The 20591-nt window shown below is 39.8% G+C and carries 18 protein-coding genes; 4 read left to right on the forward strand and 14 right to left on the reverse strand.

Annotated elements, in window-relative coordinates; all coding sequences use genetic code 11:
- Positions 1 to 18: 18 nt before the first annotated feature.
- From RWN13_RS11530 to RWN13_RS11550, 5 genes are all read right to left on the reverse strand, one after another.
- On the reverse strand, positions 19 to 1419 hold the full coding sequence (locus RWN13_RS11530) for a glucosaminidase domain-containing protein (protein ID WP_314063578.1): 1401 nt from the start codon (positions 1417 to 1419) through the stop codon (positions 19 to 21).
- Positions 1420 to 1747: 328 nt separating this feature from the next.
- A complete protein-coding gene (locus RWN13_RS11535; RefSeq protein ID WP_314063770.1) occupies positions 1748 to 2236 on the reverse strand; it encodes an aromatic acid exporter family protein in 489 nt (162 codons plus the stop codon).
- Between the two features lie 174 nt (positions 2237 to 2410).
- Positions 2411 to 3415 carry a lipoate--protein ligase gene (locus tag RWN13_RS11540; RefSeq protein ID WP_314063580.1) on the reverse strand — a complete coding sequence of 335 codons (1005 nt, stop codon included), beginning with the start codon at positions 3413 to 3415 and terminating at the stop codon, positions 2411 to 2413.
- Between the two features lie 21 nt (positions 3416 to 3436).
- Positions 3437 to 4177, reverse strand: coding sequence for an MBL fold metallo-hydrolase (locus RWN13_RS11545; RefSeq protein ID WP_314063582.1), 741 nt, complete (start codon positions 4175 to 4177; stop codon positions 3437 to 3439).
- A gap of 130 nt (positions 4178 to 4307) precedes the next feature.
- On the reverse strand, positions 4308 to 5390 hold the full coding sequence (locus RWN13_RS11550; RefSeq protein ID WP_314063585.1) for a M42 family metallopeptidase: 1083 nt from the start codon (positions 5388 to 5390) through the stop codon (positions 4308 to 4310).
- A 329-nt stretch (positions 5391 to 5719) separates the two neighbouring features.
- On the opposite strand from RWN13_RS11550, the gene RWN13_RS11555 reads away from it, so the two are divergent.
- The gene (locus tag RWN13_RS11555) at positions 5720 to 6496 is read left to right on the forward strand and encodes an endonuclease/exonuclease/phosphatase family protein (protein WP_314063587.1); all 777 of its coding nucleotides are present in this window, start codon (positions 5720 to 5722) and stop codon (positions 6494 to 6496) included.
- 51 nt (positions 6497 to 6547) lie between these two features.
- On the opposite strand, the gene dltD is transcribed toward RWN13_RS11555, so the two are convergent.
- The 7 genes from dltD to RWN13_RS11590 all read right to left on the reverse strand — a co-directional run bounded on the left by dltD (position 6548) and on the right by RWN13_RS11590 (position 14226).
- A complete protein-coding gene (gene dltD / locus RWN13_RS11560; RefSeq protein ID WP_314063590.1) occupies positions 6548 to 7816 on the reverse strand; it encodes a D-alanyl-lipoteichoic acid biosynthesis protein DltD in 1269 nt (422 codons plus the stop codon).
- A complete protein-coding gene (dltC, locus tag RWN13_RS11565; RefSeq protein WP_314063592.1) occupies positions 7813 to 8052 on the reverse strand; it encodes a D-alanine--poly(phosphoribitol) ligase subunit DltC in 240 nt (79 codons plus the stop codon). The genes dltD and dltC overlap by 4 nt, the downstream gene beginning before the upstream one ends.
- Positions 8053 to 8082: 30 nt before the next feature.
- On the reverse strand, positions 8083 to 9336 hold the full coding sequence (gene dltB / locus RWN13_RS11570) for a D-alanyl-lipoteichoic acid biosynthesis protein DltB (protein ID WP_314063773.1): 1254 nt from the start codon (positions 9334 to 9336) through the stop codon (positions 8083 to 8085).
- A gap of 26 nt (positions 9337 to 9362) precedes the next feature.
- Positions 9363 to 10874, reverse strand: coding sequence for a D-alanine--poly(phosphoribitol) ligase subunit DltA (gene dltA, locus RWN13_RS11575; protein WP_314063594.1), 1512 nt, complete (start codon positions 10872 to 10874; stop codon positions 9363 to 9365).
- Positions 10875 to 10903: 29 nt separating this feature from the next.
- The gene (locus RWN13_RS11580) at positions 10904 to 11062 is read right to left on the reverse strand and encodes a teichoic acid D-Ala incorporation-associated protein DltX (protein WP_314063776.1); all 159 of its coding nucleotides are present in this window, start codon (positions 11060 to 11062) and stop codon (positions 10904 to 10906) included.
- A 343-nt stretch (positions 11063 to 11405) separates the two neighbouring features.
- A complete protein-coding gene (locus tag RWN13_RS11585) occupies positions 11406 to 13475 on the reverse strand; it encodes an ABC transporter permease (RefSeq protein ID WP_314063597.1) in 2070 nt (689 codons plus the stop codon).
- Positions 13462 to 14226, reverse strand: coding sequence for an ABC transporter ATP-binding protein (locus RWN13_RS11590; protein WP_314063600.1), 765 nt, complete (start codon positions 14224 to 14226; stop codon positions 13462 to 13464). The genes RWN13_RS11585 and RWN13_RS11590 overlap by 14 nt, the downstream gene beginning before the upstream one ends.
- Before the next feature lie 454 nt (positions 14227 to 14680).
- Between RWN13_RS11590 and RWN13_RS11595 the strand changes: the two genes are divergently transcribed.
- The 3 genes from RWN13_RS11595 to RWN13_RS11605 all read left to right on the forward strand — a co-directional run bounded on the left by RWN13_RS11595 (position 14681) and on the right by RWN13_RS11605 (position 17312).
- Entirely contained in the window at positions 14681 to 15460 is a 780-nt protein-coding gene (locus tag RWN13_RS11595; protein WP_314063603.1) for a hypothetical protein, read from the forward strand.
- Between the two features lie 106 nt (positions 15461 to 15566).
- Complete coding sequence (locus tag RWN13_RS11600; RefSeq protein WP_314063605.1) at positions 15567 to 16241, forward strand: response regulator transcription factor; 675 nt, start codon at positions 15567 to 15569, stop codon at positions 16239 to 16241.
- Between the two features lie 27 nt (positions 16242 to 16268).
- Positions 16269 to 17312, forward strand: a complete 1044-nt coding sequence (locus tag RWN13_RS11605) for a sensor histidine kinase (protein WP_314063607.1) — start codon at positions 16269 to 16271, stop codon at positions 17310 to 17312.
- Positions 17313 to 17417: 105 nt separating this feature from the next.
- On the opposite strand, the gene nrdG is transcribed toward RWN13_RS11605, so the two are convergent.
- Positions 17418 to 18020, reverse strand: coding sequence for an anaerobic ribonucleoside-triphosphate reductase activating protein (gene nrdG / locus RWN13_RS11610; RefSeq protein WP_314063609.1), 603 nt, complete (start codon positions 18018 to 18020; stop codon positions 17418 to 17420).
- 99 nt (positions 18021 to 18119) lie between these two features.
- Complete coding sequence (gene nrdD, locus RWN13_RS11615; protein WP_399553660.1) at positions 18120 to 20309, reverse strand: anaerobic ribonucleoside-triphosphate reductase; 2190 nt, start codon at positions 20307 to 20309, stop codon at positions 18120 to 18122.
- Positions 20310 to 20591: the final 282 nt, after the last annotated feature.

Genomic DNA, 20591 nt, shown 5'->3' on the forward strand with positions numbered 1-20591 from the left:
CTCAGCAAGTTTCTTTGATTAATTTAAAATTCGTTTAGCAAAATCAGGTTTAAAGTCAGCAATCGATGTAATCTTGATTACATCTCCTGGTTCAGGTGCGTGGATGAATAACCCATCTCCCAAGTACATGGCCACGTGATGAGTCGCTCCTCGTGTTCCGAAGAACAATAAATCACCGGTTTTCAACTCATCTAAGCCTACTTCTGTTCCGACTGTTTCCTGTTGCCAGGTCACACGAGGTAAATTAACGTTGGCAGCTTTTTGATAGACATACTGGACTAGACCGGAACAGTCAAACCCGTTGATTGTCGTCCCGCCCCAAACATAAGGCAAACCTAAAAATTGTGTGGCCTCAGCCACTAATTTTTCTTCTTTCGGCCCCATGGTCATCGCCGCTAAACGTTTTTCCATCTCTTTATCAAATTGATCATACTTGTTTAGTTCATAGGTTTTAATCAACCCGTTTAACTTGGCGTCGTAATGAATATCAGTGGCGTATTTTCCTGTTAAAAAAGCTGTTGCCTCCTGATAAGTTTTCGCTGATTCTTTCCATGTTCCTTTGTAGAATTCTTGATTGCCACTAATGCCCTCTTTTAAAAGCTTCGCGTAATCTTCCAAGGATTCTTTGTAGGTTGGGTAGCGTCTAAAGTTAGCGTTAATCGTATAAAGTGAACCCGAACCAGTATCTTCCTGTGTGGCCATCCCTACTGATTTCCCTTTGTAACTGCCTTTAATGCCAAATAGATTATAGTTTGGCATACCAGCTAAGGTTGAGTTCCCAGAAGCACTTTCCAGAATAGCTTGAGCAATCATGACTGAAGCGTATAGCCCATGTTCGTCACCAATCTTTGCTGCTAGAGGTCCAATTTTTTTGATAAATTCCTCTGTTGTATTGTTGAACGTAACGGTTGCTTCACTGCCAATTTCCACTAGGCCTTCACCTGATTGTGGTTCCTCATAAACAGGGTTAGCTGGACTGGTCGGTTGAGCTGGCTCCTGTGGTCTTGGAACAACTGGTTTAGCCGGTGTGGTCGGTTTCGACTCACTTGGTTTCGTTTCGCTTGGTTTTGTTTCACTTGGCTTTGTTTCGCTCGGTTTCGTTTCGCTCGGTCTCGTTTCACTTGGCTTTGTTTCTGGCTGGCTTGTAGACGGCTCAGTAGAAGACTCACTTTCTTCTGTGGAGCTAGTTGTCGGTACTTCCTCTGAGGATTCTGGCGGCTCACTACTTTCACTTGCCGATGTTTCTGGTTCTGGCAGGACCGAACTACCTTCTGTTGTTTCGACTACCTCTTCAACAGGTGCTGTTTCACCTTGATTTCCTTGAGTTAATTGAGCAATTTCAGTCGCTGAAACTGCCACTGGTTGTAAGAGTGATAATAAGGCGACAAATAGAAAGGTCCTAATCGCTTTTTGTTTCACTTACACCATCTCCTTCCACGTCATAAAATAAGTCTTGCTTTCTAGATTTAATATACACTAATCCTCTTTTATTTTCTTTATTTATGCTTATTTAAATAACGTATTTTCACAATAAATAAAATAATTATAGCTATATCAGTATCCATAACAACTGTTCCATTAAATAACACTTGATTTAAGAACCTTTAACGAACGACTCTTATCAAGCATTATTAATAGTTCTGTTTAAATATACCAAATGAATGTGAAGTTAATGTAAAGAAGCCATGTCGTCTTTATAAAGGTAAAAGAACCATCAGCAATCGTTCGCTAATAGCTCTTTATTTTTTCACGATTGACTAGTGTCCGTTTCCTCATAGTTCTTAACTTCTCGTCGATTAACCAACACATTAATCCCTAAGGCAACCCCCATGCCGATAAAACTGTCGATAACCCGATTAAGAGCATAGACATAAGAATCTTGTTCCGGGATCATGAATAAAATCGTTAGTAAGGTGGCGCAGGCACCTACAACCCCTTCATTATAGCCAAATCCAGATAACAAGGTGATCAATAAAATGATCACACTGGGAATCGTCAAAATTTGTGTTAGCTGGCTGTTGCCAAAAACATCAAAAATAAAAATAACCAGTAATGACGTCAAGGCGCCAAAAATATTACCGGCAATGCGATGTTTGCCAAACATCACCGTTTTTTCCATGTTTTCACGCAATGTAAAAACTGCTGTGATTGTTGACACAATATACGTTTCACGCTTAAATAAAAAAGTTATTAGCATGCAAATAAAGACACTAAGGCCGGTCTTTAGTGTCCGCATCCCTATTTTAAATTTCAACTTACCATCACGTCTCCTATTTCCCGTGTAAAAAAACACGCCTCTTACTAGCATAAGCAAGGAGCGAGTAATAGTCAAGTTCATTTTTTCACTTTCAAAAAAACCAAACCAAGAAACTGGTCTGGTTTAGATTCTTACTCTGGTTTCACAAAAGCTTTAATAGAGCAACTTAACTAAGTCAGCAACTTCAATATTGCCGAAATATTTCTTAATATCAATCGTCGAAACAGCCTCAGTAATGGATTCCTTATCGTATTGAATACCTGTAAGCTGCCCTTCCACATCGGCAATTTCACCTAAGCCAAAAAAATCACCAAAAATACGAATCTCATTGATTTTACCACCGGATACATTCATCTTAGCCTCAATCGAACCGATTGGGAACCGTTCCCGTCTCACCAAATCAAACTCAGGCGAACGACCATAGTTCCAATCCCAATTGCGATAATACTCATTTGAGATTTGATTAATTTTTAGCCAGTCCTCCTCTGTTAATTCATAGGTTTTAACTTCGGCCAAGGTTTCAACCCCAAAAATACGCAATAAAATATCTTGGCGAAAATCAACTGTTGATAAGTTTTGATACTCGTCTGATAAAAATGGTTTAATGTTGGTCACTCGCGAACGAATCGATTTAATTCCCTTTGATTCAATCTTATCTTTTCTAACCCTCAAAGCGTTCACCACTTCGTTAACATCGCTGTCGAACATGATCGTTCCATGGGCAAACATGCGACCGTTCGTTGCATACATCGCGTTACCGGAAAACTTCTTATCGCCAATCACTAAATCGTTACGCCCTTTTAGCTGCGCCCCCTCAACCCCCATAGCATGTAAGGCATCAATAATCGGTTGTGTTACCTTTGCAAAATCACGGAAAGAGTTGCCGTCATCCGGCATAATAAAACTAAAGTTTAAATTGCCAAAGTCGTGGTAAACTGCCCCACCACCGCTTAAGCGCCGAACCACATGGATGCCTTTTTCCTCCACGTAATCCTTGTTAATCTCTTCAATAGTGTTTTGGTTGCGCCCAATAATAATAGATGGTTCATTGATATAAAAAAGTAACATTGGCTCATCTAAAGGTTTTTCTTTTAATAAATAGGTTTCAATGGCTAAGTTAACCCGGGGGTCGTTGTTTTCATTTGGTACAAATAACATGGTATCATCCTTCCGTTTCATCTAAATGGTTAATGTTAAATTCCTTTGAGCTAAGAGCACCGCCACTTGTTCACCTGCATGGTGTTGAGCTTGCTCTCGTAATAAGTCTAAATCCACCTCTTGAGGTAAATGACTTAAGATCAGCGTCTTAATGCGACCCTCTCGCGCCATTAAACCGGCTTCTTTTGAGGTGAAGTGGGCGTGATGGTTTTCCTGACCTTCTAAAAGATAGGTATCGGCAATCAGTACGTCGGCGCCCTCATTAAACTCTTTAAAGGCTGCCAAATGACCAGAATCAGCGGTGTAAACCAAGACCTTCCCCGTTTTAATTTCCTCAATCCTCATAGCAAAACAGGTCACTGGATGAACCGTTCGTAAAAATCCCAGACGAAATGGCCCGATGTCAAGAGGCTCTCCCTCAACATAAGGACGTCCCTCTGAGACTCCCGGCAGGGTTAAAGACTCATAGTGCCCCTTATCTTCCTGATGCCCATAAATCGGCAAAATTGGGATAGGCAGCCCCTTAGGTTTTAACTGGCGGTAATATTGCAAGACACCTAAATCAGCAATGTGATCGTGATGGTAATGAGAGATAATTACTGCATCGAGAGTCAACGGGTCTAGTTGCTCCTGTAAGACGTTTAAAGTGCTACTGCCTGCATCGATCAACAAACTAAAACCATCTGCCTCTAATAGATAGGAACTGGTTCCTTCTCCATTCCAGGGAAACGCTCCCCAATAGCCCAATACTGTTACCTTCATAATCCGATCCGACTCCCTTCACTCTCTTACTCTATACTTCTTTCACCTATTTTAAAATGAAAAAGCTCATAAATCAAAGATTTACGAGCCAAATATGCTTTTTTAATAAATAAAAGGACAAAAATGTTTTTTAATAAGCTTTCAATTTCGCCACTGTCTCAGCATCAAGACGGCGAACAACTTCCGTAACAAGCTTAACTGTATTTAAGTAATCATCTTCATGAATCACTGAGGTATGAGAATGTAAATAACGGGTTGCCACCGTAATCGCCAACGACGGAATCCCATCACGGGTGATGTGTTGTGTCCCAGCATCAGTCCCACCGCCTGTGATCACTTCCAATTGATAGGGAATGGCTAATTCATCTGCAACGTCAATAACAAAATCCCGTAATTTTTTATGAGGAATCATCGACGCATCAAAGATTAAAATTTGCGGCCCTTTCCCTAACTCTGAATTGGATTCTCTGGCCGTCATTCCCGGTGTGTCCCCGGCTGTTCCCGTATCCAAGGCAAAGGCAATATCGGGATTCGTCAGATGAGTGCTCGTCCGTGCCCCTCTTAGGCCCACTTCTTCCTGAACGTTACTCCCAGCAAAAAGAACGTTTGGATGACCTTCTTTAGCTAGTGCTTCCAGTACTTTTAAGGAAACAGCCGTCCCAATTCGGTTATCCCAAGCTTTAGCCATTAAATATTTCGACTCATTTAAACGACGGTACTCCGTATAAGGCGTCACCATATCACCAGGACGGATTCCCCAGTCATTAACTTCTTGCTCACTAGTCGCCCCTACATCAATAAACATCTCTGCCACATCGTATGGTTTTTTGCGGGCCTCTGCCGATAGCACGTGGGGCGGCTTGCAACCAATCACACCGTGAATCAGTTTGCCTTTACTTGTCTTGATTTGAACTTGTTGCGCCAACATGACTTGACCCCACCAGCCACCTAGTGTTTGAAACTTAATAAAGCCTTTTTCGGTAATTTGAGTCACCATAAAGCCAACTTCATCCATATGCCCCATTATCAAGACACGTGGACCTTCCTGATTCCCATTATGACGAGCCACAATGCCACCTAAGCCATCATAGATCAGTTTATCCGCATGTGGTTCTGCGTATTTCTTGAAAATGGCTCTTACTTCCTCTTCATTTCCTGGTACACCACGAGCATCTGTTAATTCCTTTAAAAACAATTCTTCCTGGATATCCAAAAGATTCACCTCTATTTATTATTTTCCCATACGCCCTAAAAGATTAGCGTGTTTAGTCACCTTAACTTTAAGAGCTCATCCGTTCATCCAACTAAAGTGATTTAAAAGGATGTCTAAAACAATTATAACATTACAAGTGATTTTTATGAACTACCTCTCATCAGATACACTGTTAAAATCACTTTGATCTCATCTACATCAACCGATTCGTCAAACACCAACACCATTGATTGCTCTCACCAAATTTCCACATCTTGTGTTTTATCACAACTAGTCTTATACTTTTAACTATAAAACAAATTCACTTTAGATAGGAGCTTATTTATTCAATGGAACAAATAACTGTTGCCACATACAATATTCGCACGGACACAGAAGCTGACGGCCAATGGTCGTGGAAAAACCGTCAGCCTCATGTGGTCAACCTGATTCGTTATCACGACTGGGACATCTTTGGCGCTCAGGAAGTACAACCCAATCAACTTGCAGACTTAAAAGCCCTGACCGCTTATGAGGTAGCCGGTTTAGCCCGAGAAGATGGTCTCAACCAAGGTGAATACACCGCGCTTTTTTATAAAAAAGAGAAGTTTGAACTACTGAAGAAAGAAGCTTTTTGGTTGTCTGACACACCGGATTTACCAAGTATTCATCCAACTGCCGGTTGCCCAAGGGTCTGCGTCTGTGCCTTTTTAAAAAGCAAAGAAACAGGAACAGAATTTGCTGTGGCCACGACTCACCTAGATCATATCTCTGCTGAATCTCGTTTATTTGGTGCACAGATTATCTTAGATCACTGCCTCTCTAAAATTAGTAATCAACCATTGATTTTAATGGGGGACTTTAATGCCCTTCCAGAAGAAGCGACTTATCACTTGATTACTGAGCATCTAACCGATGCCAAACAGCAAGAAGGAAGTTCCTTCTATGGTCCAGTTGGCACCTTTCAAGACTTCGCTTACGACAGAGCCTGGGAAGACTTAGAAGAAATAGACTACATCTTTGTCTCAGATCAAATCAATGTGGAAAAAGTCGGCGTTCTAACGGATAACTGTAACCGACGTTATCCATCAGACCATTTTCCAGTGGTTGCCACCCTGCACCTTTAAAGGGGGAAGTGTAAAAAAACAAGCAAACCCACCATGGAGTTTGCTTGTTTTTTAGTTTATCTCTGATGGGCGTAACTTTTTCCATTCTTTAGAAAAATAATAACTATTTAAGTGATAATTTGGTCGTTCGCTTTCCGGTTCAGCAAGGAAAGGAGCTACCACCTTATCCAAGGCAACCCAACCGCGCCAACCAATATGGATTGTATCTTCCATAAAGTAATCTTCTCCACGATCCTGAGTGAAGTCAAGAACATTATCAAATCCTTGATCCTTTAGCTGCTTGTTAATCTTTAAGCTAAACTGATCCAACATTTCCGTTGACAGGCCAGTATACTCTGACCAGCGGGCATTGACCGGTGGAATCACAAATAATACATCCATCTTCAAACGAGCCACTTCGGCTAAGAACAACTGAAAATCACCAAATTCTGGTGACTGGCGGTAATCAAAGTCTTTTTGAGAACCTTTCAGTGAGTTCTGAACGGGGACAATACGCTTCTTATAAAAGTTATCAGTAATTTGAAACTTATTGCTTTTCGTACTGTCTTCACCAATTCTAAAGGCTAACTTGTCCAACTGGTCTAAATCATAATTTGCTGGTAATAGTTTTTCCTCTTTTTTAATTTTCCCTTGTTTGCCCAACATTCCTAAATGGCCAAACAACTCATCTTCACGATTTAAGACATTCAGCTTCACCTGACACAACTTTTTCTGAGTCGTAGACAGAGGTTTTCCTTGAGCGATTTGGCTTAAGAGAGTCTTCATAGTCGTGTCTGAGCGCACACTGGAAAACTTCAATAGACGCTTGGCTGTGTATATTTCACTATCTCCGATCTGATCAACATGTTTCGCCCACTGATAGGTCTGCAAAGGTGAAAAATAAAGAGAAAACATCTCTTTACTAACACCACCCTTGACGAACCATTGTGGAGAGATAATAAAAACAGCCTTTTTGCCAACCATTTCATCAGCCATCGATTGAAGCATTAAAAATTGGGATAATGACTGGGTTCCTGCAGCACCTAAGAGAAACGGTCGATAGTTACGATCGTATTTTGTGGCTAAGACAGAAGGATGAAAAGCATTAAAGCGACTCAACTCTGATGATCCAAAGAAAGGCACATATTCGCCAGTCCCCATCGCCTTATTTTTCAATATATTCCCTTTGATAACATTAACGGCCATTGAGGTAGAAGCTTCTTCAATCACTTTAGGACTGGTCTCACTAAACTTAAAAGGGGATAAAAAGATCCCTCCTAAAATACCAAAGGCTAAGACCAACGGACCTATCGTGGTAAAAAGCTTCTTTTTAAAACTCATGCTTCCATGGCAACGACTTTATCCACAATTTTTTGAGGTGTTGCCCACTCATCTCTTTCAAATTCTGATACTGGTACCGTAACGCCTAATTGACCTTCAATTTCCACTAACAATTGAACCGTTCCTAAAGAATCCAATAACCCTTCTTCAAATAAGTCAACGTTTAAATTGTCCTTTACTTCTTCCGTCCCTGTTAACTCTTCTAAAATATCTAAAATAGTTTCTTGTGTATTCATCTTGTATAATCTCCTTTTAGTTTTATCTTCTTATCTCAAAGGCACTTTCATTAAGGTATCTAAAAATCCTGAGAATATCAGGAAGCTTAAGGCCACCCCGTGGAAGGTCAAAAAGATTGACAACCCGTGCGTGAATTGATTGCTTGGTAATTGTTCCTTGTGTTTTTTCTTGTAACGCAGCCAAACATCTGTCAAACAGATCCAGGCGGCATGATACAGTCCGTAGGCTAAGTACCACCACGTCAAGCCATGCCAAAGCCCCATTAGAATAAAGAGGGCAAAATAACCGACATTCGAAGCGGTAATCCGACTTTTAAAGACTTTTTTCTTAATTAAAGTAAACATCAGTCTCATGTAGACGTAATCGCGAAACCAAAAGGACAAAGACATGTGCCATCTGTTCCAAAATTCTTTAATATTGTGACTTAAGAAGGGCTTGTTAAAATTGACTGGCGTCTCATAGCCCATTAAATTACTGGTGCCGACTGCGAATAAACTATAGCCAGCAAAATCGAAAAACAAGTAAAACGTGTAGACATACATCGTGCCTAACAAACCTAAGGACAAACCACCTTGCTGAATCGCAAAATCCTGGACCCGAGGCAGTAACTGACTACCAAATATATAGCCGATAATAAATTTATATAAAAATCCCATAAAGAACATTTGAATCCCATTTGATATTAGTTCCAAGTACTTCTCTTTTTCAGGTGGGTTTAACAAATCCTTCTCAAAACGACGATAACGGTCAATTGGACCAGACGAAATGGTCGGGAAGAACAATAGAAATTGCAGGTAGCGTCCGACATGGTACTCTTTAATCAAGCCATCACGAATTTCCATGATCATTTGAACAGCTTTAAAGGTCAGATAGGAAATTCCTAAAAATCCGATTAAACTTGGCATTAGCTTCAATGCAGGAGTGGCCTCTGCCATCATTCTAAAGGCTTTCTGCTCTAGAATAAAAGGAATCACTTTTACTAAAAATAAGGGGATAATGGCTAACACAACTGCTAAATAAAAGACCCCATTTGTATTTCTAGCTTGGCGATGTTTGAAATACAGCCAGACTAACAAGGTTTGCCAAGCCACATAGAGAACTAATGCAATCCCTTGATGAAGACTGGGGCCTCCAAAACTCATCCATAAAAAGAACACGGTTAAGATATTTTGATACCACATCATTCGCTTGCCTCGCAGCAATTGGATGATTAGAGGCAGTAAAGCCACACTGAGAACCACAAAATAAAAAGGATTCTCATAAGGTGACAAGTAAACCATCATCGAAGATAACTTGCTTAAGCCCTCCATCATGAGCCATTCACCTCATTTATTAGGCCTTTACGATCTACTTTGCCATTTTGGGTCAAGGGTAAAGCATCCACATAAAGATACTTTTGAGGCACCATATAATCCATCACGGTTTTTCGCAACTCTTCCTTAATCGCTTTAGACAATTGATATTCCTTTTCGAAAGAGTGTTCTTCTGGCACGATATAAGCCACTAATTGTTGCACTTTATGATCCACATATTTAGGTACCACAGCTGCTGCTTTGACATAAGAAACCTCTCCTAAATGATGATCAATATCTTCTAATTCAATTCGGTAACCATGTAGTTTAATCTGGAAGTCCATCCGTCCTTTATAAAAGAGCAAATCCTCTTCCATCATCCCACCATCGCCTGTTTTGTAAGCTTGTTTTCCTTGATAATCATAAAATGCTTCAGCAGTTTTTTCAGGATTGTGGTAATAGCCTTTGGAAACACTTGGTCCCACTATGACGATTTCTCCTACTTGGCCTTCTGGCAGTACCTGACCCGCTTCATCCATAATATAAATAGCCGTATCAGCTTTAACTCGACCAATAGGCAAACGCTGATACCGTTCTAAAACATCCTGGGTTATTTCGATTTCCGTCACTGCCACCGTCGCTTCTGTTGGACCATAGGTATTGTATATGTGAGCCTTTGGAAAACGCTGGCTCAACTTACTAGCCGTGCTGTGAGCTAACTCCTCACCACAAAACAGAAAATGGGTGATGCTAGGGTTTTCTTCTCCATTGAAACGCGGATCCATTAAACAAACATCTGCAAATGAAGGAGTCGAAACCCAGACATTTATAGCTAGTTTCGGCAATTCTGTAAAAAGGCCTTTAAAATCATTAACCAACTCTTTTTTTAAAGGGCTTAACTGTCCCCCTGAGAGAAGTGCCGGATAGATGTCCATCACCGATAAATCAAAAGAATAGGGTGCTTGAGATAAAAATACTTGACCTGTTTTAAGACCAAACTCCTGTAGCATCCAATCTGTATAACTTACTAAGTTATCGTGGCTAATCTGGACACCCTTTGGCACACCCGTTGTTCCTGATGTAAAAATCAGGTAATAATTATCATCCCCATTGACCCCTTTACCTTGTGGACAGGCCCCTGTAGCCATCTCATCTAACGCTGCCTCAGCTGTCAATAAGCCTTGAGCATCAGCTAATGGCCAGTCCTCCCAGGCGATGATGGCTGTGTAATCAGCCACTTCTGCAATTAGGGCAACACGATCTGCCGGCGTATGACTGTCGATTGGAATATACGCATGACCCGATTTGCTACAAGCTAAAAATGAGACAATCATCTCATACTCCAAGCCACCGTAGACAATAATCGGTTCTTGATTCGCGTGTGCCTCCTCCAGATAAGCAGCAAGACCATCTGAATCAGTTTTGAGCTGACTGTAGGTATAACTTTTGGTCCCCTTAAAACAAAGTTGCTCTGGTGAGGTTGTGGCCCACTGATCGATTTTTTCAATTAATGTCATTCTTTCCACCATTGTATTACCCTTCTTTATAACTGATTATTTTAAAATTCATTGTAAATAAAACTACCGCCATCAATATGGCTAAAGTGATAAAAATAAATCAACACAAGCATCACTGTTAAGTAAAACAAGGTCTTACCGAAGAATGTTAACCAGTAATTGACGTTTTCATCCGCTAATTTCATTTTTAGTTTATTCATCATTTTCAATTCCTCCTACGATTGTTTGTCTTTCTTATTTAACTGCGGTGACTGTCTAACTTCACCTTCATTGTAGAACAAAATAATTTATTTGTTATCAAGCCTTTGCCTGACTTGTTTATCAGACTTGCGACCGACTTCGAAACTATTTTATATTACAAATATTACATTGCCTAGTATATCACAGTTAACCTGAAAATTTATTAACATTTCCCTAAATAATCCTTACAGTTTTGTAATCTCACGCCAATTACACTGAAAACGTCTAACAAAATCAATTCCCAACATCAGCAGTATCAACAGTTATTGTTACAAGCATATTACAAACGGTTTCAGACTTTTTTTAATCATTAACAATTCGATTGTAAGTCGCTGCTGTTCCGAGATAAAACCCGATGTAAATGACCAATAAGAAGCCACGAGACAACCAAGTTAAACTGTTATTTCCCGTTGCAATCATGTAGTTCAAAGTCGTTAAGGCGTATTTGGAGTGGAGATAGGCAATCACTAAGGGAGCAAAAAAAACAAGGAAATTTTGGCGATAAACACTGTTTGAAATCATCTTTCTCGAGACTCCAATTTTTCGTAACATCTGATAGCGTATTTTTTCTTCTTCCGCTTCCGATAATTGCTTCAACATGATAATACTGCCTGTGGCAAACAAGAAAACCACTCCTAAGAAAATGGCGATGTACACCAATGACCCATAACTAATCCGATTATCCCTAACAGCCGGGTAACGTGTATCCAAGTTAATCCGCTCCATTTGGTTCTCATCATAAGAGCGCTCAGTTCCCTCTGAAATTAAGACTTCCGGTTGAATTTGCCCCTTAACCTGACCCTCTTGGAAAGTGAAACTAGCTTGTTGCCGATACCGTCTTTCTGGCAGGCGAGACTCGACCTCATCTGCCAACACTTGGCTGTCTTCACCACTTTCCACATTGATCATCGTCAACTCATAGGCCTGTTCAGCAGGCAATGACGCAAAAAGTTTATCGGTCACGACAATCGTAGACAGATTGTAGCGTACAGTGCGAGAGCCTCCCAGAGCGTCCATTTGGTGGTTCCTAATCATCAGAGGTTTTTCAATTCCTTGCAGTATTAAGGGACTAAATGATACCTCGCTCATTAGGGAGCTACTGCCAATCTGGCGGTCCAATAATGCCGCCTCAAAATCATCAGCTAACTTAATGGGCGCCAAATAAGGATTCACTTTTCGTAATGCCTCATACGCACTGAAAGAAATCACACTTAAAGGTCCTGTCTGTCTCGTTCGATACTCAAAGGTAGTCTGTTCATAGGAGCCGCCAATTTGTTTAACCTTGACCTTGACTTTAGCTGTTACTGGAAAGTCTGGAAAGTCTCCTAGAACTGTTTTCAATTCCTCGTCTTCTCGGCTGTCCACCACAAAATCCATGGGCTTCTCCCGATTGGTCAGTTCCATCCCAAAACTATAGACATTCGTCGCCCCGCCAATAGCAGCCAAGGCAGTTCCTGATAAGACGGCAATCGTCCCCAAAGTTGTGGCATTTTTCTTAAGGTGAAAACGCAAGCCCCCTGTGGTGACCATGTGGATATCCCGATAGTAATAGCTTTTAAGTCGTTGCATAAGATCAATCACAATCGGCAGAAACCCATGAAAAAAGAAATAAGAACCTAGGACGCACGAGGCTAAAATAATCATGATGCCATATAAAAACCCCATATCTGATTGCGTTTTTTCATTTAGTATGTTAGAAAAACCAATGATGTTAACCGCCTGATAATAGCCGTAAATCAACAAACCCAGACCAGCAGCCCCCATTAACCAAGTGATAAAATTAGGTTTCTTGAGACGATCGCCAATCTGCATCGCCTTGAATAAATCAACTAGCTTATAACGATAAACAACGCGACCACTACGCAAGGAGACCATCATCAAAATAACCACAAACATTAAACTAGTCGAATGAATAGCCTTCAAGGAAAAAGCAAAACTACTGTCCATTTCAAGGTACATTGCCCGAATTAATAACATGGCAAACAACTTTGAAAAGACTATGCCTGCCAAAATTCCCGCCCCTAAAGCCGCGATTCCAATCACACAATTTTCCATAAAAAAGAGGAAGCTAATTTGAATTTTTCGCATCCCTAATAAATGATAGAGGCCGATTTCTTTTTTGCGTTTCTTTAGAAAAAAAGAATTGGCAGAAAACATAAAAACCAGTATAAACAGCACAATCATTACACTGGCAGCTTGTAATGAACTTGCCAGATTTTGATTCACTCCTATTCGCTCAACTAAATGTTGGTCATAACTCATAGCTCTAAAACTGTAATAAACCATCACCGAAAATGCCATGCTGACGAAATACATTAAATAACTCTTTAACTGTGTCCTAACGTTCTTAATAGCTAAATCAACTAAAATCATCGACACCCCCACCAATGGCTGTTTGCATGTCCATTATTTTTTGAAAAAATTCCCGTCTCGTTCCTTGACGAACAATCTCCGAAAAAATAACGCCGTCTTTAATAAATAAAATCCGATGACAATAACTCGCGGTGAAAGCATCATGAGTAACCATTAAAATAGTCGCTCGTTCCTGCTTGTTCATTTCGGTTAGATACTGCAACAATTCGGTTGCCGACTTTGAATCCAAAGAGCCTGTTGGTTCATCTGCAAAGATTAACTGTGGCTGAGTAATAATCGCTCGAGCCGCTGCCACACGTTGTTTTTGACCAATGGATACATCAGCGGGGATTTTTCCCAGAAGATGATCGATTCCAAGTATCCGGGTAATTTTCTCCAGACGGTCCACCATTTCAGCATAGCTTAAGCGATCCAGAGCTAAGGGCAATAGAATATTGTCTTTCACCGTCAGTGAATCCATTAAATTAAAATCTTGAAAAATAAACCCAAGCTCTTTTCGTCTAAAATCACTTAGCTTGCGCTCGTTCATGCGCGTAATATCCGTGCCACTAATCATTACTTTTCCCGTTGTAGGTTTATCGATGGTTGACATCATATTTAATAAAGTGGTTTTCCCTGCACCACTCGGTCCCATAATTCCGATAAACTCTCCTTTATCAACCGAAAAAGAAATGTTATCTAGCACATTAGTTGGATTTAATTTACTGCCATAAATTTTGGTCAAACGGACTACTTCTAGAATTCTCTCCATTTCTTTTTGGCTCCCTTTTTTATCATTAAGTTACTTTTATCTATACAGTTCCTACCTAATAACCACTACCAAAAGCCTTGATCTCGACAATTTTTAGACCCTAAAGCTCTAAGAAGCGCCGAAAGTTCCATTCTTTTCTGATGATGATGGGATAATCCAAGGGAACTATCTGTTTGATTAGTTAACATGATGTCTCTGCCTACTTATTGTATCAAGCATCTTAAGCAATGAAAATCTAATTATCTTACATTTTTCTTAACTAACTTACAAAAATGTCACTAAACCTCCCATTTTACCTTAAATCTGATAAAATAGGTATCCATTTCTAAAAGTTGTCTTAAGTATGCAGATGATAATCCTAATTTCATTTCGTGATTTTCATAAAAGATGCTATAATAAAGTTATACGTTTGTTTTGTCATCAACAAACACACCTCATAAAAGGAGGCAAACATGTGCCTGATTTTAACTTTAAACAACTAAAACTACCGTCAGACAAAAAAACACTGATCTATTTTGCCGTAAGTGGGCTTACTCTCTTACTGCTATTAATAACGTTAATATACACTGTGGTGAATTCTGGCACTACACCGCCACCTATTGAACCTGTCAACCCTTTAACTGGAAACAGTTCAGAAAGCCGAAGTCAACCAGCCGGCGCCAATGACAGTTCGACAGCCCCCACTAAAAACGGGGAGTCTGGCAATACGTCTAGTTCAACCAGCACCGATTCATCTACCAAGGAAAGCAGTCCTCCTGGTCTCAAAAATGTCATCATCGATGCCGTTTTAGCTGCGACAGAAAGTAATAATGGAGAAAGCATCAATACTTTTACCGTTAACAAAGCCATTGAAGAAAAAGGTTTAGTCGCCATTGTAACCGAAGTGGCCGTTGCCAAAATCAATGAAACGGATATGGAAGCATTTGGCTATAAAGGGAATCAAGGTCTGATTGATATCACTCTCCAACTTGAGAATAAGAGTAACGAAGCGATCTCGATTAAACCCGAAGAGATTAAATTTACGGTAAATGGCAAAGACTATCCCTTAGCCAAAACAGCCACCTTAAAAAATATGACCATTGAAAAAGGTCAAAAAGTCGAAAATACGGATCTAACATTCGTTATGCCAGAACTAGAGAATGCCGATGCCATTAAAGAAATTAGTTTTAACTGGCAGACGACTGGTAAAACCACTCAAGACTACAACGTCTTATTAGTCTTAAATAAAAGCTAAATACCCAGTAAAAAAGGCTGGGTATCATAGCTTTTTTTTTCTATTTTTGGTACGATACCAGTAAAGCAAGTGAATGCAGTCGTTCATTGGAAGTGAGGAACTTAAGATGTTTAAAATTATGATTGTGGAAGACGAAGAAACCATACGTGACCTATTAAGCGATGCCTTAAAAAAATGGAATTTTGACACTTGTGCACCAGATAGCTTTCAAGATATTCTTGGTGAATTTGTCACGCAACAACCTAATCTTGTTTTATTGGATATCAATCTACCTGTTTTTGATGGCTTTTATTGGTGCCAAAAAATACGCGAAATCTCAAAAGTACCAATCATTTTCATTTCCAGCCGCAACACTAATATGGATATGATCATGGCCATGAATATGGGAGGGGATGACTTTGTTAACAAACCTTTTTCCGTGGACATTTTGATTGCCAAAATCAATGCCCTCTTACGGAGAACCTATAATTACAGTGAAGCTACCAGTGAAGTGATGGAACACAATGGCATTTTACTGAACATGGAAAACAGCACGTTCCAAGTCGGCGACGAGACAATTGATCTGAGTAAAAATGAGTATAAATTACTTTATCATTTAATGAAAAATCACGGCAAAATTTTAAGTCGAGATAAATTACTCCGAGCCCTTTGGGATGACGAACGCTTTGTGGACGATAATACCTTAACCGTCAATATCAATCGCCTCCGAAAAAAAATCGAACAAGCAGGTTTAGACACTTACATCGAAACAAAAATTGGCCAAGGCTACATCGTGCCATAACTCACAGAACAAGAAAGCAGGAATAACATGTCCGTCATAACCTTTTTAAAAGACAAGTTAGGCGTCATCCTCCTATGGCTGAGTTTTATTTTGATTACCTGTTTAATCCTCTGGCTAACACCAAGTGTCCAGTTTAATCTTTCAGCCGTGAGTTACCTTATTATTTTACAAGCTGTCACACTGATTATTTACTTAACCGCTAGTTATGCAAAAAAACAAAAATGGTTACGAGCCATTGAAAACCAAGAAAATCGCAATGACTTTCTCTCGGAGCAACTTAAACAAGCAACTTCAGAAGAACAAAAAATAGTTCAAACCTATATTAATCAATTAATCATGGATCAACGGGAGTCACTTGAAAACGTGATTCAAAGTCAACAAGACCAAAAAGACTTCATTGACAGCTGGGTTCATGAAATCAAGGTCCCTCTGGCCTCAGTGAAATTATTAAACGACGCCATCGAAGACGATATTCAAGAGCAACAGTTTTACCAATTGGAAAATGACTTACAAAAAATCGAAAGTTATGTGGATCAGGTCTTGTATTATTCCCGCTTAGACACCTTTTCACGAGATTATTTAATTCAAGAAATTTCACTAAAACGGATTATTCTGCCGGTGATTCGCCAAAATGCCAATTATTTTATTCAACACAACCTTCATTATGCCATTGAAGGCGAGGATTACGAGGTATTAACCGACCAAAAATGGCTCAGCTTTATCCTAAACCAGGTCATTAGCAATGCCATTAAATACACAGGAGACAACGGGTCTATCACCCTCAGCCTTTCTAAAAATGACCGAGGCATTTGGCTGGAAGTTAAAGACACAGGCATCGGCATCCCCTTGGCCGACCAACGCCGTATTTTTGATAAGGGCTTTACTGGACAAACAGGTCGTAATCAACTCCATCATTCCACCGGCCTTGGCCTCTACCTGGCAAAAAGCTTAGCGGAAAAACTAGGCCATTCTATCTACGTGACGTCTACTGAAGGAGAAGGCACAACAATCAGCCTCCTTTTTCCTATCCTCACCTATTACACCGATGGTACAGAAGAAAAATTAATATGAAAATCAAACAAGTGCTTGAGGCATCTCCAGCACTTGTTTGATTTTAATCAGTCGAATTAAACGAATCAAAAGCAAGTTCTCCTTTATGGTAAATGGGCTTTTGAGTTAAATTAACTGTGCTTTTTTTATCTGTTCAAAACTTTCTGTACCATCCACACATTTATCCCACATGACCGCTTCACCGGCAGCCAGTGACTTCTTAACATCAATAATTCGCTGATTACTGCTTCCTCGAAACTGAAGGTTTAAGTTGCGTTTACCTAGCTCAAATCGACCGTCGACTAAGACATCGATCTTATTTAGCAAGCTCAATTTATCTTCGGACTCTAGCAATAATTCTTCGTAAGTATAGCCCGTCCATGACCAGATATCCCGGGTCCCACCAAATTCATGACGAATCCGATCGACTAAGGATAGACAAACAGCTGTATTTAGAAACGGTTCTCCACCCAAAAGGGTCATGCCTTGAACATACTCATGACGTAAATCAACCATAATCTGATCTTCCAGCGTCTTGGTATAGGGTTGACCATAGTTAAATCGCTGCACGGCTTTATTGTAGCAGCCCTCACAGGCAAAAAGACACCCACTAAGATAAAGGCTACAACGTACACCTTCACCATCTACAAAGTTAAAAGGTTTGTAGTCCCCGTAATAATTTTGACTAAGTTCTTCTGAAAGCCATTCTTGTGGCTTAGGATTACGCAAATCGACTCACTCCTTACCTTATTTTTAGCTATTCCAAAAATTGACTGAAAAGAAAAGACTACTCAACTGTAGTCCTTTCATTTATTTGCTTTTATGCCATTATTTCATGTGCTTAACACGTGAGGATATTTCTTTATGACGGCCATGAACCATTGGACGCGCTTGAGGATTACCTAAGTAACCACAGGTCCGTTTAACCACGTCACATGATTTCGGATCGTTATTGCCACATTGTGGGCACTCAAAACCACGCTCAGTTGGGTTAAAATCTCCCTCATAATCACAGTCGTAACAATGATCGATTGGCGTATTAGTACCTAAATAACCAACTTTATCATAAGAATAATCCCAAACTGCTTCCAATGCTTTTGGATTTTGTTGCAACACAGGATATTCACAATAGTGAATAAAGCCGCCTGAACAGTACTGAGGGTAATCTTTTTCAAAATCAAGCTTTTCAAAAGGAGTCGGATTCTTACGAACATCGTAATGGAAACTGTTTGTGTAATAATCTTTATCTGTCACATGTTCCACCACACCAAATTTCTCCGTATCCAACCGACAGAAACGGTCAGTTAAACTTTCACTTGGGGTTGAATACACACTAAAATGATAGCCGTATTCGTTCCCCCATAAATCGGCATGAGCTTTTAATGATTTCAAAATTGCTAAGGTAAACTCTTTAGCTTTAGGATTTTCTTCCCATTCTCCCCCATAAAACTGCGAAGCCACTTCATATAAACCGATGTAGCCCATGGAAATCGTTGCCCGTTTATTTTTAAATAACTCATCGGTTGACTGGTCTTTTTTCAGCCGTTTACCAAATGCACCATACATATATAAAATCGGCGCATTAGCTGGTGAGGCTTCTTTACACCGTTCTATCCGATAAACCAAAGCATCTTTCATAATGCCCAAGCGCTCTTCTAAAATATTCCAGAATTTATCTTGGTTGCCATCTGCTTCCATGGCGATCCGTGGTAAGTTTAAGGTGACTACGCCCAAGTTCATTCGACCAGCATTGACTTCTTTGCCCTCTTCATCCTGCCAGCCTTGAAGAAACGAGCGACACCCCATTGGTACTTTAAAACTACCGGTTAATTCCACTAACTTATCATAGTTCAAGACATCCGGGTACATCCGCTTAGTGGCACATTCTAAGGCTAGCTGTTTGACATCGTAGTTAGGATCACTTGCCTTCAAGTTAACCCCTTCTTTTATCGAGAAAATCAACTTAGGAAAAATAGCTGTCCGATGCTCTTGGCCCAATCCCTTAATTCTGATTTGTAAAATAGATTTCTGAATCTCTTTTTCAAACCAATTTAAGCCTAAACCAAATCCTAAAGAAGTAAATGGCGTCTGTCCATTAGAAGTAAAGAGGGTATTGATTTCATATTCCAAACTTTGCATGGAATCATAGATATCTTTGCTTGTTTTAGCCTTAGCATACGCATCGTGTTGGCGGCTATCTTCAATCCATTCTTGAGCGTCTGCCAGATGTTTCTGATAGTTTTTCTCAGCAAAAGGCGCCAAAAGCTCATCGATTCGATCAGCAGAACAGCCACCGTACTGGCTAGATGCCACGTTGGCAATGATTTGCGAAATTTGAGCTGTTGCCGTTTGAATCGATTTAGGCGCCTCCACTTCAGCATTCCCAATCTTAAAGCCATTATTTAACATGCTGTCAAAATCGATTAAACAACAGTTTGTCATCGGCGTATAAGGATGGTAATCCAAATCGTGATAATGAATATCACCTTTTTGATGGGCGTTAGCCACATGAGGCGGTAACATTTTTAAGCCAATTGATTTGCCGACAATCCCGGCTGTTAGATCCCGTTGCGTGTTGAATACGTCACTGTCTTTATTGGCATTCTCATTCACCACAGCCTGATCTTTATCAATCAATTTACTAATCGTAAAATTAATATCCGTCGCTTTGCTCCGTTCAAAATCTCGGTGAGTCCGATAATTAATGTACTCTTCTGCTAAGTCATACTCCTGTTGACCTAATAAAATATGCTCCACGATATTTTGGATTTCGTATATTTTAACGTCTTCGGAAAAACGTTCAGCAATTTCTTCGTCTATCAGTTCTACAATGTGTTGAATTCTAGCTTGGGCAAGGGGACGAATTTCACCTTGAATTTTTTCCTCCGCTTTTAATAATGCATCATAAATTTTCTTGTCATCAAATTCCACTGATCGACCGTCTCTTTTTACCACTTTAATATTCTGCATCTTTGAATTTAAATACACAATTTCCTTATTTTTCCCCGCTACTTCCATCATAGAACATCAAACTCCTTTATATTTCTCTCCATATATCTTATATCAATTCCGCTGATTTTACAACCATATATTGTGGTTTTATTTTTATTTTTTATCATTGATAACTACATATAGTGTGTGTTTGTTTTGAAAAAAATTGATGAAAGCAAGAATACGAGGTGTTTCACAAGCTGTGTAACAAAAAAACTTTTTTCACATTCGTCCCTATTTCCTTATATTGAGTTTTTTTTTATCTCAGTTTAATGGCAAATGAAACTGAATCAAAAGCAAAAAACACCA

It is taken from the genome of uncultured Vagococcus sp., from assembly GCF_963518325.1.
Lineage (GTDB): Bacteria > Bacillota > Bacilli > Lactobacillales > Vagococcaceae > Vagococcus_D.

Coding starts and splice junctions, on each gene's coding strand:
- nrdD (WP_399553660.1), bottom strand. CDS start 20,309: ATGGAAGTAGCGGGGAAAAATAAGGAAATTGTGTATTTAAATTCAAAG.
- RWN13_RS11545 (WP_314063582.1), bottom strand. CDS start 4,177: ATGAAGGTAACAGTATTGGGCTATTGGGGAGCGTTTCCCTGGAATGGA.
- RWN13_RS11605 (WP_314063607.1), top strand. CDS start 16,269: ATGTCCGTCATAACCTTTTTAAAAGACAAGTTAGGCGTCATCCTCCTA.
- dltD (WP_314063590.1), bottom strand. CDS start 7,816: ATGAGTTTTAAAAAGAAGCTTTTTACCACGATAGGTCCGTTGGTCTTA.
- dltA (WP_314063594.1), bottom strand. CDS start 10,874: ATGGTGGAAAGAATGACATTAATTGAAAAAATCGATCAGTGGGCCACA.
- RWN13_RS11540 (WP_314063580.1), bottom strand. CDS start 3,415: ATGTTATTTGTACCAAATGAAAACAACGACCCCCGGGTTAACTTAGCC.
- RWN13_RS11585 (WP_314063597.1), bottom strand. CDS start 13,475: ATGATTTTAGTTGATTTAGCTATTAAGAACGTTAGGACACAGTTAAAG.
- RWN13_RS11555 (WP_314063587.1), top strand. CDS start 5,720: ATGGAACAAATAACTGTTGCCACATACAATATTCGCACGGACACAGAA.
- RWN13_RS11600 (WP_314063605.1), top strand. CDS start 15,567: ATGTTTAAAATTATGATTGTGGAAGACGAAGAAACCATACGTGACCTA.
- RWN13_RS11535 (WP_314063770.1), bottom strand. CDS start 2,236: ATGCGGACACTAAAGACCGGCCTTAGTGTCTTTATTTGCATGCTAATA.
- dltC (WP_314063592.1), bottom strand. CDS start 8,052: ATGAATACACAAGAAACTATTTTAGATATTTTAGAAGAGTTAACAGGG.
- dltB (WP_314063773.1), bottom strand. CDS start 9,336: ATGATGGTTTACTTGTCACCTTATGAGAATCCTTTTTATTTTGTGGTT.
- RWN13_RS11590 (WP_314063600.1), bottom strand. CDS start 14,226: ATGGAGAGAATTCTAGAAGTAGTCCGTTTGACCAAAATTTATGGCAGT.
- RWN13_RS11580 (WP_314063776.1), bottom strand. CDS start 11,062: ATGAATAAACTAAAAATGAAATTAGCGGATGAAAACGTCAATTACTGG.